The organism is Streptomyces sp. NPDC008238 (assembly GCF_042956445.1).
In the GTDB taxonomy this organism is placed as follows: domain Bacteria; phylum Actinomycetota; class Actinomycetes; order Streptomycetales; family Streptomycetaceae; genus Actinacidiphila.
Genome location: NZ_JBIBGK010000002.1, coordinates 128,141 through 142,576, shown reverse-complemented (window position 1 = coordinate 142,576; position 14,436 = coordinate 128,141). Strand labels below are relative to the sequence as shown.

General features: G+C 75.4%; 12 protein-coding genes and 2 pseudogenes. 5 read left to right on the top strand and 9 right to left on the bottom strand.

Translation table 11 applies throughout. From position 1 onward, the window contains the following. Positions 1-478 precede the first annotated feature (478 nt). The 4 genes from ACFZAU_RS05455 to ACFZAU_RS05440 are packed head-to-tail and all read right to left on the bottom strand — an operon-like array spanning position 479 to position 3,874. Complete coding sequence (locus ACFZAU_RS05455; protein WP_500551207.1) at positions 479-1,540, bottom strand: NAD(P)H-dependent flavin oxidoreductase; 1,062 nt, start codon at positions 1,538-1,540, stop codon at positions 479-481. After that, the gene (locus tag ACFZAU_RS05450; protein WP_500551206.1) at positions 1,540-2,271 is read right to left on the bottom strand and encodes a CoA-transferase subunit beta; all 732 of its coding nucleotides are present in this window, start codon (positions 2,269-2,271) and stop codon (positions 1,540-1,542) included. Before ACFZAU_RS05450 ends, ACFZAU_RS05455 begins: the two co-directional genes overlap by 1 nt. Next, positions 2,268-3,098: a CoA transferase subunit A gene (locus ACFZAU_RS05445; RefSeq protein ID WP_500551205.1), complete on the bottom strand. Its 831-nt coding sequence runs from the start codon at positions 3,096-3,098 to the stop codon at positions 2,268-2,270. The genes ACFZAU_RS05450 and ACFZAU_RS05445 overlap by 4 nt, the downstream gene beginning before the upstream one ends. Continuing rightward, entirely contained in the window at positions 3,095-3,874 is a 780-nt protein-coding gene (locus ACFZAU_RS05440) for an enoyl-CoA hydratase family protein (RefSeq protein WP_500551204.1), read from the bottom strand. Before ACFZAU_RS05440 ends, ACFZAU_RS05445 begins: the two co-directional genes overlap by 4 nt. Positions 3,875-3,934: 60 nt before the next feature. Here ACFZAU_RS05440 and ACFZAU_RS05435 point away from each other — a divergent pair, with 60 nt between their 5' ends. Both ACFZAU_RS05435 and ACFZAU_RS05430 read left to right on the top strand, forming a co-directional pair. After that, entirely contained in the window at positions 3,935-4,711 is a 777-nt protein-coding gene (locus tag ACFZAU_RS05435; protein WP_500551588.1) for an SDR family oxidoreductase, read from the top strand. Beyond that, positions 4,708-5,651 (top strand): annotated as a pseudogene (locus ACFZAU_RS05430) (SDR family oxidoreductase). The gene ACFZAU_RS05435 and the pseudogene ACFZAU_RS05430 overlap by 4 nt, the downstream one beginning before the upstream one ends. A gap of 494 nt (positions 5,652-6,145) precedes the next feature. Here the strand turns inward: ACFZAU_RS05430 and ACFZAU_RS05425 are convergent. From ACFZAU_RS05425 to ACFZAU_RS05415, 3 genes are read right to left on the bottom strand one after another with little or no spacing between them, the layout of a single operon-like run. Then, the gene (locus tag ACFZAU_RS05425) at positions 6,146-7,303 is read right to left on the bottom strand and encodes an acetyl-CoA C-acetyltransferase (RefSeq protein ID WP_500551203.1); all 1,158 of its coding nucleotides are present in this window, start codon (positions 7,301-7,303) and stop codon (positions 6,146-6,148) included. A gap of 49 nt (positions 7,304-7,352) precedes the next feature. Then, positions 7,353-8,000, bottom strand: a complete 648-nt coding sequence (locus tag ACFZAU_RS05420) for a TetR/AcrR family transcriptional regulator (RefSeq protein WP_500551202.1) — start codon at positions 7,998-8,000, stop codon at positions 7,353-7,355. A 16-nt stretch (positions 8,001-8,016) separates the two neighbouring features. Further along, positions 8,017-8,802, bottom strand: coding sequence for an SDR family oxidoreductase (locus tag ACFZAU_RS05415; RefSeq protein ID WP_500551201.1), 786 nt, complete (start codon positions 8,800-8,802; stop codon positions 8,017-8,019). Positions 8,803-8,849: 47 nt separating this feature from the next. Here ACFZAU_RS05415 and ACFZAU_RS05410 point away from each other — a divergent pair. Both ACFZAU_RS05410 and ACFZAU_RS05405 read left to right on the top strand, forming a co-directional pair. Further along, positions 8,850-9,149, top strand: a pseudogene (locus ACFZAU_RS05410) (acyl-CoA dehydrogenase family protein); the annotation flags it as partial. Beyond that, complete coding sequence (locus tag ACFZAU_RS05405; protein ID WP_500551200.1) at positions 9,062-10,075, top strand: acyl-CoA dehydrogenase family protein; 1,014 nt, start codon at positions 9,062-9,064, stop codon at positions 10,073-10,075. The pseudogene ACFZAU_RS05410 and the gene ACFZAU_RS05405, both read left to right, overlap by 88 nt. Before the next feature lie 13 nt (positions 10,076-10,088). On the opposite strand, the gene ACFZAU_RS05400 is transcribed toward ACFZAU_RS05405, so the two are convergent. Both ACFZAU_RS05400 and ACFZAU_RS05395 read right to left on the bottom strand, forming a co-directional pair. Then, complete coding sequence (locus ACFZAU_RS05400) at positions 10,089-12,809, bottom strand: SpoIIE family protein phosphatase (RefSeq protein ID WP_500551199.1); 2,721 nt, start codon at positions 12,807-12,809, stop codon at positions 10,089-10,091. A 170-nt stretch (positions 12,810-12,979) separates the two neighbouring features. Next, positions 12,980-13,606 (bottom strand): histidine phosphatase family protein, encoded by a 627-nt coding sequence (locus ACFZAU_RS05395; RefSeq protein WP_500551198.1) that lies wholly within the window; start codon positions 13,604-13,606, stop codon positions 12,980-12,982. Positions 13,607-13,990: 384 nt separating this feature from the next. On the opposite strand from ACFZAU_RS05395, the gene ACFZAU_RS05390 reads away from it, so the two are divergent. Then, a complete protein-coding gene (locus tag ACFZAU_RS05390) occupies positions 13,991-14,278 on the top strand; it encodes a hypothetical protein (protein ID WP_500551197.1) in 288 nt (95 codons plus the stop codon). Positions 14,279-14,436: the final 158 nt, after the last annotated feature.

Sequence of the window (14,436 nt, the reverse complement as noted above, 5' to 3'; positions counted from 1 at the left end):
CGCTCCCCGGGGGCGGCTCGACCGGTGGGGTGACCGCCGTGGGCCCGTTCGCCCGCAGGAGGTCCCGGGCGGGTGACGTGGGCCGGCGGCGCGGCTTCCCGGGCGCGTTCGGGGTGGCCCGGGCGGGCGTGGGGCGTGCGCCGGGCTGCGGGTGGCCTGCGGTACCGGCGAGGCTGCGCATGCGCGGGGCGGGACGATGGCGCGGCCGGTTCGGGGGAGGCGTCACCCGAGGGCGTGTGCCGGTCGTGGCGAGGTCTTGGGGCGCGCGGGGTATGTCGCCGGTCCATGGCGTTCCTCCGTCGCTGGTCTGTCTGGCGTCGGGACGATGGCGCGGCTGGGGGGTGGGGTACCTGGACGGCGTCGTCCACCCGCTCGCCGAGACGACGGCTGCCGGGCGCGTGGGGGCGTGGTCCCGGGTCGCCGGGCCACCTGTGCCGTGCGGGGGCGGGACGGGCGCGAGAGGGGCCGCCAGGGGTGCTCAGGCGGGTGCCGCGAGTCCGGCCAGCCGGGCGAGGGTGCGCTCGGCGTCGGCCATGACGCGTGCGACGAGCTCCGCGCAGGAAGGGAGGTCGTCGATCACGCCCGCGACCTGCCCGGCGGCCATCACCCCCAGGTCCGGGCGGCCGTCGACCATGGCGGACTTCAGCATCATCGGCGTGCTCGCGGCGAGCAGCGTCTGACTCCAGGTCAGCTTCCTGCCGTGCCGCATCGCCAGGCCGTCGCGCACCATGGCGCGCGGGCCCAGCCCCGAGAGGCGGCAGAAGGCCACCGCGTGCCGCAGCGCGCGCAGCAGGGCGGACGCCCTGCCCGAGCGCTCCAGGGCGGCCACCAGCTCGGTGCGGAGCATGCGGTGGGGTAGCCCGTCGACGCGGTCGGTGACGACGACGTCCCGCACCGAGGCGGCCAGGTAGCGGGCCTTGACCGCGTCGGGCACCGGGCTGTCGGAGGTGAGCAGGAAGCGGGTGCCCATGCCGACGCCCGCCGCGCCGTACGCCAGGGCGGCGGCCAGGCCCCGGCCGTCGAAGAAGCCGCCCGCCGCGATCACGGGAATGCCGACGGCGTCCACCACCTGGGGCAGCAGCACGGTGGTGGCGACGTCCCCCGTGTGGCCGCCGCCCTCGCCGCCCTGCACCATCACGGCGTCCGCGCCCCAGGCGGCGACCTTCTCGGCGTGCCGCCGCGCCCCGACCGAGGGGACGACCACGACTCCCGCGTCCTTGAGACGGCCGATGAGCTCGCGGGACGGGGCCAGCGCGAAGGAGGCGACACGGACGCCCTCCTCGACGATGACGCGCACCCGTTCCGCCGCGTCGCCCGCGTCCGCCCGCAGGTTGACCCCGAACGGCGCCCCCTGGGTGCGTTCGCGCACCTCACGTACGGCCTCGCGCAGCCGCTGCGGGGTCATGGTGGCCGAGGCGAGGATGCCGAGCGCGCCGGCGTTCGCCGTGGCCGACACCAGGCGGGGGCCGGCGACCCAGCCCATGCCGGTCTGCACCAGGGGGTGGCGGACCCCGGTGAGCCGGGTCAGCGCGGTGTCCATCAGGCCCGCACCTCCCGTTCCCGCAGCCCTCCGGGGTCGAGGACGGTACGGATCAGCCGCAGCTCCTCGGCCGCGGGCTCGCGGGTGCGCGGCGGGTCCGCGGGGACCGGCAGCGGGAAGCCGGTGGCCTCCCGGAGGGCCGCCGGGCGGACCCCGGGGTGCAGGCAGCGGACGCGCATCGTGCGGTCGGCGGTCTCGAAGTCGAAGACGCCCAGGTCGCTGACGACCCGGCGGACGTCGTGGAACCGGGTGGCGGACGGGCCGGCGGCGGCCGCCCTGTCGTGGCCGACTCCGCACACCATGTCGACGCGTCCGACGAAGACCCGGGGCGAGTGCCGCGGCACCCAGTAGCTGGTGGGGTTGTTGAGCGTGTTCACGGGCGCGCCCCGCACCCCCAGCAGTTGCCGGGCGGGGCGGCGCCAGTCGCCGATGCACGAGATGTTCTGGTTGCCGTACCGGTCGAGCTGGCTCGCGCCCATCATGACGTGCCGCCGGCCGCCGGTGACCAGCGCCAGGTGCTGCCGGTAGGGCAGCCAGCCCTCCACCTCGCCCGCCGCGTCCAGGAGGAGGGCCTCACCGTCGGTGAGCAGCAGATCCGGTGCGAAGGTCAGCCGGGCCAGGCGCGCGCCCAGGGAGGGGATCAGGCCCATGGGGGCGGCCAGGATCTCGCCGTCGCCACGCCACGCCTCGGCGCAGGCGACGACGGCGTATTCGGCGCGGGTGGGGTTCACGGCCGCTCCTTCGCCGCGCCCCGGACCAGGTGTTCGGCGAAGGCCGCCCAGGCGTCGGGATCGGCGGCGGCCCGGGCGTACTCCCGCTGGAACTCCTCGTCGCGGTCGTAGTCCGGGACGCAGGAGGTGAAGTGGGCGCCGTGCGGGGCCTCGACGACCCCGGTGACGAACTGCCGCTTGACCAGGAGCGACTGCGGACAGGCCGCCCTGAGGAGGTCGGCGGTGTCGACGACGCGTTCGCACGACACATATGCGGCGTCCGCGGCCTCGCAGAACAGGTCGTCGAAGTACGGGTCCGGGCCCAGGTACTGGCCGTTGCCGCGGGCGTCGGCGCGGTTGAGGTGCACCAGGGCGGCGTCCAGGTGCAGCGCGGGGACGGCCACCAGCTCCTCCCCGTCGTCGTACGGCGAGGTGAATGTCCGCAGGCAGGGGTTGACCCGCATCACGTCGGAGCCGAGCCCGGCGCGCACCGGCAGGAAGGGCAGCCGCTGCGCGGCCGCGGTCAGGCCCCACATCATCATGGCCTCGTCCAGCTCGGTGAGTTCGAGGGCGCCGCCTTCGCGGGCGGCGCGGAAGTGCGGTTCGAGGGGGATCGAGTCCAGTGTGACGAAGGCGGTGACCAGCCTGCGTATCCGCCCCGCCGCCGCCAGCAGTCCGACGTCCGGGCCCCCGAAGGACACGACGGTCAGGTCGGTGACGCCGGAGCGCAGCACGGCCTTCACCAGGGCCATGGGCTTGCGGCGGGAGCCCCAGCCGCCGATGCCGACGGTCATCCCGGAGCGGAGCCCGGCGGCCGCCTCGTCCGCGGTCATGGTCTTGTCGCTCATGGCCGTCCCCCCGATCCGGGACCCGGACCGGGACCGGTACGGGACACGAAGGCATCGCGGTGCCGGTCCGCGACGCCGATGAGGTTGGCCTCGAAGGTGAAGCCCTGCTCGAAGCGGTAGCTGCGGCGGACGTCGACGGGGTCGATGCCGTTGATGGCGGCCTTGGCGAGGCGGAGCAACTGGCCGTCCTTGGCGGCGATCTCGTGGGCCAGGCCCAGGGCCGCGGCGTCGAGCTCCCCGCGGGGCACGACCCGCCAGACCGAGCCGTGGCGGTGGAGTTCGCCGGCGGTGACGGTGCGGGAGGTGAAGTAGAGCGTGCGCATGAGGTGCTGGGGGACCAGGCGCGCCAGGTGCGTGGCCGCGCCCAGGGCGCCGCGGTCGAGTTCGGGCAGCCCGAAGGTGGCGTCCTGCGCGGCGACGACGGCGTCCGCGTTGCCGACCAGGCCGATACCGCCGCCCAGACAGTGGCCGTGGACGGCCGCGACGACGGGCACCTCGCACTCGTAGACGGCCGCGAAGGCCTCGTGGCAGCCGCGGTTGGCGCCGACGAGGGCGGCGTGGCCCGCGGTGCGCTGCATCTCCTTGAGGTCGACGCCCGCGTTGAAGCCGCGTCCCTCGGCGCGCAGGACGACGCAGCGGACGTCCGGGTCGCGGCCGGCCGCGCGCAGGGAGGCGGCCAGTTCGTACCAGCCGCTCACGGGAAGGGCGTTGACCGGCGGGTGGTCGACGGTGACGGCGGCGACGCCGGGTTCGGGGTGCGAGGCGGAGACAGTCATCCGCGGATCAGCTACCTTTCCACCAAACGTTTGTTAGGTGAAAGGTACTCCGGCGTGAGCATGACTGTCGATCTGTCGGACCGGGTCGCCGTCGTGGCCGGCGGCACGCGGGGGGTCGGCGCCGGCATCGCCCGGGCGTTCGCGGAGGCCGGCGCCCGCGTCGTGGTCTGCGCCCGCCGTCCGCCGCCCCGCGAGTCCCCGCACGGGGCCGACTTCCGCGCGGTGGACCTGCGCGACCCCGCAGCCGCGGCCGAGGTCCTCGGCGCCGTGGGGGAGGCGTACGGCCGCATCGACGTCCTCGTCAACAACGCGGGCGGGACGCCGTACCGGATGCTCGGCGAGGCGGCCGCCGAACGGCACGCGCGGGTCGTCGAGCTCAACCTGCTCGCGCCCCTCAACGCCTCCCTCGCCGTCCGCCCGGTGATGGCCGGTCAGCCCGGTGGCGGTGCGGTCGTGATGATCGGCAGCGTCAGCGGCGGGCGCCCCTCACCGGGCACGGCGGCCTACGGCGCCGCCAAGGCGGGGCTGGAGAGCCTGGCCCGCTCCATGGCCGTCGAATGGGCCCCGCTGATCCGCGTCAACACCCTGGTGCTCGGCATGGTCCGCACGGAGTCGGCGCACCTGCACTACGGCGACGAGGACGGCGTCGCCGCGGTCGGGCGCACGGTGCCGCTCGGCCGGCTCGCCGAGCCGGCGGAGGTGGGGGACGCGTGCGTCTTCCTCGCCTCCGACCGCGCCCGCTACATCAGCGGCGCCAGCCTGCATCTGCACGGCGGAGGGGAGGCCCCGGCGTACCTCGCCGCGGCCCGGGTCGGAGACGGAAGGGGAACGGGATGACGGCGGAGGACGGCGTCACCACGGGTGTCTGCGCCGGGCGCGTGGTCGCCGTCACCGGTGCGGGGCGCGGGCTGGGCCGGGCGCACGCGCTCGCGTTCGCCGCCGAGGGCGCCCGGGTCGTGGTCAACGACCTCGGCGCCGGGCCGGACGGCGCCGGGAGTTCGGCCGCGCCCGCCCACGAGGTCGCCGCGCAGATTCGCGCCCGGGGCGGCGAGGCCGTCGTCCACGACGGCGACATCGCCACCGCGCGGGGTGCGGCGTCCCTCGTCGCCGCCGCGCTGGAGGCCTTCGGCAGGCTGGACACGCTCGTCAACAACGCGGGTTTCCTGCGCGACCGGATGCTCGTCAACCTGGGCGCGGACGACTGGGACGCCGTCCTGCGGGTCCACCTCACCGGCCACTTCCTGCCGCTCAGGCACGCGGCGGCGCACTGGCGGGCCGAGGCCCGCGCGGGCCGCACCCCTGACGCGCGGATCGTCAACACCACCTCCGGCGCCGGGTTGCTGGGCAGCGTCGGGCAGGGCAACTACGCGGCGGCCAAGGCCGGCGTCGTCGGCCTGACCCTGGTGGCCGCCGCGGAACTGGCGCGGTACGGGGTGCGGGTGAACGCCGTCGCCCCGGCGGCCCGGACCCGGATGACCGAGGCGGCCTTCGCCGACACCATGGCGGCGCCCGGGGGCGGGGCCTTCGACGCCATGGCGCCGGACAACGTCTCACCGCTCGTCGTCTGGCTCGGCTCGGCCGCCTCCGCCGCGGTCACCGGACGGGTCTTCGAGGCCGAGGGCGGCCGCATCACGGTCATGGAGGGCTGGCGTCCGGGGCCCACCGCCGACCGGGGGCCCGCTGGTCGCCCGCGGAGGCGGGGGAGGCCGCCGTGAAGCTGCTCGCGGCGGCGGAGCCCCCCGGGCGCGTGTACGGGGCGCGGGCGGACGGTCACTGACGGCCGGTCGGCGACACGGATGCCCGGGGCCGGGAGGCGGTCCGGGCAGGTGTGCCACTGCGCCGGTGCGGCGGCCGTGGTGCACCGGGCCGTGCGCGGGGACTGCCGTACCGGGGCGGCCCGGGCGGCCTCGGGTACCCGTATCGCCAACGGTGGCGACGTCGGCCTGGCCGTCGGTGAGGCGTCGCCTGACCCGCCCGGAGCGGCCGGCGCGATGGAACCGACGTGGTTGTCGGCCTCCCAGGGCCGGGCGGGCCCCCGGCGCCGTGGCCGAGCGGGACCGTCGGGGGCGCGCCCTCCGTTTCCCTGCCTTAGACCGCGGCTCCACGGCGGCACCCGGGGACGGCGGGCGGGGCCCACCACACGAAGCGCGCCGGGTCGATGCCGCGAGCGTCGACGCACACCGGGCCGAGGGCCGGGCGCACCCCGGCGCCGTACCGGCCGTACGCCGTCGAGGGCGCCGGCCCCGGTGACACGGAGGCGCCGGCACGCCCTCAGAGGCGTTCGATGATCGTGACGTTGGCCTGGCCGCCGCCCTCGCACATCGTCTGGAGGCCGAAGCGGCCTCCGGTGCGCTCCAGTTCGTGCAGGAGGGTGGTCATGAGCTTCACACCGGTGGCGCCGAGCGGATGGCCCAGCGCGATGGCGCCGCCGTTGACGTTGACCCGGGCGGGGTCGGCGCCGGTCTCCTTGAGCCAGGCCAGGACGACGGGGGCGAAGGCCTCGTTGATCTCGACCAGGTCGATGTCGTCGATGGTCATCCCGGTCTTCTTCAGCGCGTGCGCGGTCGCCGGAATGGGCGCCGACAGCATGCGGATGGGGTCCTCGCCGCGTACCGACAGGTGGTGGACCCGGGCCCGCGGGGTGAGCCCGTGCTCGCGGACCGCGCGCCCGGAGGCGACGAGCATCGCGGCGGCCCCGTCGGAGACCTGGGAGGCGAGGGCCGCGGTCAGCCGGCCGCCCTCCACCAGGGGGGCGAGGCCGGCCATCTTCTCCAGGGTGGTGTCCCGGCGCGGCCCCTCGTCGGCCGTGACCCCGGCGTACGGGACGAGCTCGCGGTCGAAGCGGCCCCCGTCGGCGGCGGCGATCGCGCGCCGGTGGGAGCCCAGCGCGAACTCCTCCATGGCCTCGCGGGTGATGCCCCACTTGGCGGCGATGAGCTCCGCGCCGTGGAACTGGCTCACCGGGGTGCTCCCGTAGCGGGCGCGCCAGCCCTCGGAGCCGGAGAACGGGCCCCCGGTCATGCCGATCGGCTCGACGGCACGGTGGTTGGCGTAGCCGATGGGGATGGCCGACATGTTCTGGACGCCGCCCGCCACGACGAGGTCCTGGGTGCCGGACAGCACGCCCTGGGCGGCGAAGTGGACGGCCTGCTGGGAGGAGCCGCACTGGCGGTCGACGGTGACCCCGGGGACCTCCTCGGGCAGTCCGGCCGCCAGCCAGCTGGTGCGGGCGATGTCGCCCGCCTGCGGGCCGACCTGGTCGAGGCAGCCGAAGACGACGTCCTCGACCGCGGCCGGGTCCACCCCGGAACGTTCCAGCAGCGCCTTCAGCACATGGGCGCCGAGGTCGGCGGGGTGGACCCCGGACAGCCCGCCGCCGCGCCGGCCGACCGGCGTGCGGACCGCTTCGACGATGTAGGCCTCGGCCATGACTGCTCCTTGATGGGGACCGGGTGCCGGACCGGTGGCGGCGGCGCCGTCACTCCCGGACGGTGACGCCGTCCAGCACCATGGACAGGTACTGCCGGGCGATCTCCTCGGGGCTGTGCTGCCCGCCCGGCCGGTACCAGGACGCCGCGACCCACACGGTGTCGCGGATGAAGCGGTACGCCAGCCTCAGGTCGAGGTCGGCGCGGAACACCCCGGCGGCGGCGCCGCGTTCCAGCGTCCCGAGCCAGAGCCGCTCGAACCGCCGCTGGGAATCGGCGAGGTAGCCGAAGCGCGGCTCCGACGACGCCAGGTGCCGGGCCTCCCGCTGGTAGATCGCGACCGCGTCCAGGTGCCGGTCGATCTCCCGGAAGGACTCGGTGACCAGGGCCTCGACGGTCTCCCGTGGACTGAGCCCGGCCGCGAGGACGCCCTCGTAGCCGGCCCACAGCTCGTCCAGGAAGCCCGAGAGGATCTCGTCCAGCATCGACTCCTTGGAGTCGAAGTGGTAGTAGAGGCTGCCCGCGAGCATCCCCGCCTCGTCCGCGATGCGCCGGACGGTGGTGGCGTCGTAGCCCTGCGCGGCGAACACCCGGGCGGCGATGGCGAGGAGTTCCGCGCGGCGCCCGTCGGGGGCGGCAGCGCCGCCCGCGGGGCTCTTGGCGGTCCTGGGCGTGGTCTTCGGCGTCGTCTTCGGCACGGGGATCATTCTCGCTTCACGCGCGCTGGCTGCTCACCGGGACGACCTCCCCGGTCATGTACGAGGAGTAGCCGGAGGCGAGGAAGACGATCACGTTGGCGACCTCCCAGGGTTCCGCGGGGCGGCCGAAGGCCTCGCGAGCGGTCAGTTCCTCCAGCAGGCCGGGGCTGGTCACCTTCACCAGGTGCGGGTGCATGGCGAGGCTGGGGGAGACGGCGTTGACCCGCACCCCGTACGCCGCCGCCTCCACCGCCGCGCAGCGGGTGAGCGCCATGACGCCCGCCTTGGCCGCGGCGTAGTGCGCCTGCCCGGCCTGGGCGCGCCAGCCCGCGACGGAGGCGTTGTTGACGATGACGCCACCGGCCCCGGAGGCCTTCATCCGGCGCAGGGCGGCGCGGGTGCAGCGGAAGGTGCCGTTCAAGGTGACGTCCAGGACCTTCCCCCACTGGGCGTCGGTCATCTCGGTCAGTTCGGCGGTGCCGCCGAGGCCGGCGTTGTTGACGACGATGTCCAGCCGGCCGTGCCGCCGTTCCGCGAGGTCGAGCAGGGCCGCGACCTGGGCCTCGTCCGTGACGTCGCAAGGGAGCCCGGCGACCCGTTCCGGCCCGAACGCGTCCGCCAGCGTGGCCGTGCACTCCGCCAGTCGCCGCGCGTGGGCATCGCCCACCACCACCCGGGCGCCCTCCTCCAGGAGGCGCCTGGCCGTCGCGCCGCCGATGCCGGCGCCCGCCGCGGCGGTGACGACCGCAGTGCGGTCCGCCAGCAGCGCGTGGCCCGGCAGGTACGGGGGTGGTGGAGTCACGCCACCGACGTTAATCTACCAAACACTTGTTAGGGAAGGGGGAGCGGGTGGACCTCGACGTCACCCCGGAGGAACGGTCCTTCCGGCGCCAGGCCCGGGACTGGCTCGCCGCGCACGTCCCCGCCGTCCCGCTGCCCTCCCTGGAGACGGCCGAGGGCTTCGCCGCCCACCGCGCCTGGGAGCGGCGGCTGGCCGCCGGCCGCTGGTCGGTCGTCTCCTGGCCCGCCGCCTACGGGGGGCGTGACGCGACGCTCGCGCAGTGGCTGCTCTTCGAGGAGGAGTACCACGCCGCCGGGGCGCCCGGCCGGGTCGGCCAGAACGGCGTCAGCCTGCTCGGGCCCACGCTCCTGGAACACGGCACCCAGGAGCAGCGCGACCGCGTCCTGCCGCCCATGGCGCGCGGCGAGGTGATCTGGGCGCAGGCCTGGTCCGAGCCGGAGGCGGGCTCCGACCTGGCGTCGCTGCGCTCCACCGCCACCCGCACCGACGGCGGCTGGCTGCTGCGCGGCCAGAAGACGTGGAGCTGGGGCGGCACGCCGTGCCCGGGCCGCTCGCCGAGACGGTGGCCGCGGCCGCGCTCCTGGAGGCGCTGCCCGACCCGGGGCCGGCCGAGGAGTGGCTGCCCCGGGTCGCCGAGGGGCGGGCCCTGCTCGGTCTCGCCGATCCGGAAGGCGGCCACGCCCTCGACGCCGACGCCGCCGACGGCGTCCTGCTCGTGAGCGGGGACCGGCTGCTCCTGGCCCGCGAGCACGGTCCGCCGCTGGCCTCCCTCGACCCCGTACGGCGCCTGGCCCGGCCGCGGCAGGACACCGCGGCGGTGCTGGCCACCGGGCCCGCCGTCGTGGCCGCGGCCGCCCGCGCCGCCGACCGGGCCACCCTCGTCACCGCGGCCCAGGCGCTCGGCGTCGGGCTCGCGCTGCTGGCCCGCACGGTCGAGCACGTACGGCGGCGCCACCAGTTCGGCGTCCCGGTCGGCTCCTTCCAGGCCGTCAAGCACCGGCTGGCCGACACACTGATCGCCCTGGAGTTCGCCCGGCCGCTGCTGCACGGCGCCGCCGTGACCGGCACCGGGGCCGACGTCGCCGCCGCGAAGGCGGCGTGCGGCGAGGCCGCGTACCGGGCGGCGCGCACCGCGCTGCAACTGCACGGCGCCCTCGGCTACACCGCCGAGTACGACCTGTCCCTGTGGCTGACCAAGGCCCGCGCGCTGCGCTCCGCCTGGGGCACGCCCGCCCGTTGCCGGGCACGGGTGCTGGCGGAGACGCCCCGGTGAGCCCCCGGCGCCTTCACCGCGTCGTGGCGTCGACCGCGCCCGTCAGCCGCATGCCCGCGGCAAGGGCGCGGTCCGCCCAGGCGGGCAGCGGCTGCTCGGCCCAGATCACCTTGCCCCAGGGGGTGTAACGGGTGCCCCAGCGCTCGGCGACCTGGGCGACGAGGAACAGCCCGCGGCCGCCCTCGTCGGTGGTGGCGGCGTAGCGCAGGTGCGGCGAGGTGCTGCTGCCGTCGGACACCTCGCAGGTCAGGGTGCGGTCCAGCAGCAGCCGCACCCTGATGGGCGCGGAACCGTAGCGGATCGCGTTGGTGATGAGTTCGCTGAGCACCAGCTCCATGCCGAACGCCAGTTCCGACAGGCCCCACTCGTCCAGCTTGTCCGCGACGGCGGCCCGCATCCCCGACACGGCCGCGGGATCGACCGGCACCTCCCATTCGGCGACGTGGTCGGCCGGCGTGGCGCGGGTGCGGGCGATGAGGAGGGCCACGTCGTCCTTGGGGCGGCCCGGCAGCAGCGCCTCCAGCACGGCCTGGCAGCTCTCCTCGGGCGGCCGGTCCGGGTGGGCGGCCAGGGCCCGCCCCAGCATCTCCATGCCGACGTCGAGGTCCCGGGTGCGGTCCTCGATCAGCCCGTCGGTGTACAGGACGAGCTGCGTGCCCTCCGCCAGCTCCAGTTCCGCGGTCTGGAACGGCATGCCGCCCAGGCCCAGCGGCGGCCCCGCCGGCAGGTCGGGGAACTCCACGCCGCCGTCGGGGCGCACCAGCGCGGGAGGGTGGTGCCCGGCCCTGGCCATCGCGCAGCGCCGCGAGACGGGGTCGTAGATGGCGTACAGACAGGTGGCACCCATGACGCCGGCGCCGACACCGGTGCCGGACTCGTCCTGGTCGATGCGCCCGACCAGGTCGTCGAGGTGGCCGAGGAGCTCGTCGGGCGGTAGGTCGAGGGTGGAGAAGTTGTGCACGGCGGTGCGCAGCCGTCCCATGGTGGCGGCGGCGTGCAGCCCGTGCCCCACGACGTCGCCGACGACCAGCGCCACCCGGTTGCCCGGGAGCGGGATGACGTCGAACCAGTCGCCGCTGACGCCGGACTGCGCGGGCAGGTAGCGGTGCGCCACGTCCAGCGCGCTCTGCTCGGGCAGCGCGCGCGGCAGGAGGCTGCGCTGGAGGGTGACGGCCAGGGCATGCTCGCGGGTGTAGCGGCGAGCGTTGTCGATGTTGATCGCGGCCCGGGCCACCAGTTCCTCGGCGAGCGACAGGTCGTCCTCGTCGAACGGCTCCGGCTTCTCGGACCGCCAGAAGTTGGCGATGCCCAGCACCACGCCACGGGCCTTGAGCGGGGCCGCGATCAGCGAGTGGATGCCGTAGCCGACGACCCGGTCGGTGCGCTCGGGGTCCTGGGCGAGCCAGCCCGGGTCCGAGGACAGGTCAGGGACGATCTCCGAGCGGCCGCTGCCGAAGCCCCGCGCCTGCGGGGTGGAGGGCAGGAAGTCGATCAGCTTGCCGAGCGGGTAGAGCGGGGCGTCGGAGCGGATGCCGTTGACGGCCGTACGGCGCATGTCGGAGCCGGCGGCGCCGCTCGGCTCCTCGCCGCGCAGCACCGGGTCGGCCAGGTCGACGGTGACGAAGTCGGCGAAGCGCGGCACGGCGACCTGGGCCAGCTCCTCGGCGGTGCGCACCACGTCGAGGGTCGTGCCGATGCCCAGGCCCGCGTCGTAGAGCAGCTTGAGGCGTCCCCTGGCGGCCTCGGCGCGGCCGGACAGGGCCCGCAGCTCGGTGGAGTCGCGCAGGGTCGCGATGGAGCACTTGGGGCCGCCGTGGCGGCCGTTGGTGGGACGCTGGTTCACCGCCAGCAGGCGGTCGCCGGCCGGGAGCACCTCGTCGGTGGCCACCCGCCCGGAGGTCAGCAGCTCGACCGTGCCGGGGTCGAGCCCCGCGAGGTCCGGGATCCGCCGGCCCTCGGCGTCGGGGGCGAGGTCCAGCAGGCGCTTGGCCTCGTCGTTGGCGAGGAGCAGCCGCCCGTCGGCGTCGACGATGAGCACGCCCTCCCGTACGGAGTGCAGCACCGTGTCGTGGTGCTCGTACATGCGGGACATCTCGGCCGGGTCCAGGCGGTGGGTCTGCCGGCGCAGCCGTTTGGCGACCAGGGCCGTGCCGCCCATGGCCAGGGCGAGCGCGGCCGCGCCGGCGCCGAGGATGATCGGCAGCTGCTTGGCGACCACACCGGTCACGCTCTTGACCTTCATGCCGGCCGACACCAGCGCCACGACCTCGCCGTGCGGGTCGTCGACGGGGTCGAAGACGGGCACCACGGCCTGGACCTCGTGGCCGAGCGGACCGTGCACGCTCTCGGTGTGGACCCTGCCCTGCAGGGACGGCTCGATGGTGCCGACGAACCGCCGGCCGATCCGGTCGGGGATCGGGTGCGTGTAGCGGATGCCGGAGGTGTCCATCACCACGATGAAGTCGACCCCGGCCTCCTTGCGGGCCAGTTCGGTGATCGGCTGGAGGGTCTTGGAGGGGTCCGGTTCCTTCAGCGCCTCGTCCAGGCCGGGGGAGCGCGCGAAGGTGCCGGCCGCCGCGATGGAGCGGTTGACGGCCTCCCGCTCGCCGTCGTGCCGGGACTGCAGGACGAGCGCGAACACCCCGCACGCGACGAGCAGCACGACGATCGCCACCTGCAGGATGAACACCTGTCCGGCGACGCTCCGCGGGCTTTTCTCGGTCAGTGACCGCATTGACACGCCCCGAATCGGTCGAAAACGTCGACCATGTCGACATTTCTAACACTGCCCGGGATCGCGTTGCCATAGGCCACAAGGTCCCCCGACCGGTGCCCGGGCCCGGTGCCCCGGCACCCGCCGCCGCGCCGGGTCCGGTGTCCGGCGGGGGAACGGGGCGACCGCCCTCAGAAGTGCAGCTCGGCCGGGAAACCGGTCCAGCGCAGCTCCTCCGGGAGGTGCCGCATGTCGTTGAAGAGCAGCACCGAGTTCGGGCGGCCGGGGGTGTAGCGGATCACCGTCAGGGCGGCGTTGGCGTGGTTGAGGCTGAGCCAGCGCCAGCGGGGCGCGTCCAGCGCCGCCGAGACCAGCCAGCCGATCAGGAAGTTGTGCGTCACGACCAGCTCGTGGTGCGCCTTGCCCGCCGCCATGGGCCCGGCGAACCGCGTCAGCGCCTCGGTGGCCAGCTGCGGCCCCCAGGCGCGCTCCTCGGGGGAGAAGTGGTCGAGGAAGCGGGAGAGGTAGTACGCGCTGTCCGGCGGCAGCTCGGACTCCGCCGGGAAGTACGGCGGGTAGTCCCCGGCGAGCTCGTGGGGCGCCACGGGCACCCCGCTCCCCAGTTGTTCGCCGATCATCGCGGCGGACTGCGCGGCCCTGGGCAGCGGACTGTGGTGGACGGCGGAGATCGGGGAGCCCTTCAGCCGCTCGCCGAGTAGCCCGGCCTGCCGGAAGCCGTTCTCCGTGAGTCCGCTCTCGTCCGGCAGCGCCTCGGCGTGCCGGGTGAGGTAGAGGTAGCGGCTCGCCGTTGCGGTCATGCCCTGCCCCTCTCGGGTGTCGACGACGATGGTTGTCCTGCGCGCGGTCGTCGCGTGGGACGGGGGCCGTGCGGAGGGACGCTCCGGACCCCGGTGACGCGGCGGTCGCATGTGGCGACGCCCGGCGCACGGGCCGCGGTTCCCGCCGCGCCGTGGGCGGCACACCGCAGGATGATCCCATGAGCGGGAAGTATGTCCACCCCGCTCGGCGGCCCCCGGTGAGGGCGCACGGTGGTCCGCGCGACACCGAGGGGGGCGTGCGCCGCCCCGGGGGACCGGCCGTCACCCGGGCCGCGGGCAACGGCCGTTGACGCGCGGATGCGGCGCGCGCCCGCCGCCGTACGATGAGGGAACGGGCCGTCGCCGAGACCGTGGGAGGCCGCCATGGGCAGGACGAGGGCGACCGCACGTCACTACGGGTTGTACGGGCTCGCCGCGGCGGTCGCGGTGGTGGTCGCGGTCGGGCTGGGCGTGCCGATCGGCGCGATCTTCATCCTCGCCGTGGCGCTGATGTGCCCGCTGATAATGTTCGTGATGCTGCACGCCCTGCGCGGGCCCGGGGCCCACCGGCACCCCGTCGTCGAGGCCATCGGCAGCGTCGCGGGCCGCCGCCGCGGCCGGTCGTCCGACACGCGTCCGCCGGCCCTTGAGTCACGTGACGACACGCGCTAGGGCCTGTTTCGAAAGTCCCGCCTGTCCCGCGACGCCTGGCACGGCGCCTCGCTGCGTTGTCGAATCGTCCGAGTAGCCCACTACGAGGACGACTCTCCGCCTTGCGATGCACCGCACCTGGGGGCACCTCCCGGCGCAAGCTGGGGGAGCCGCGGGAC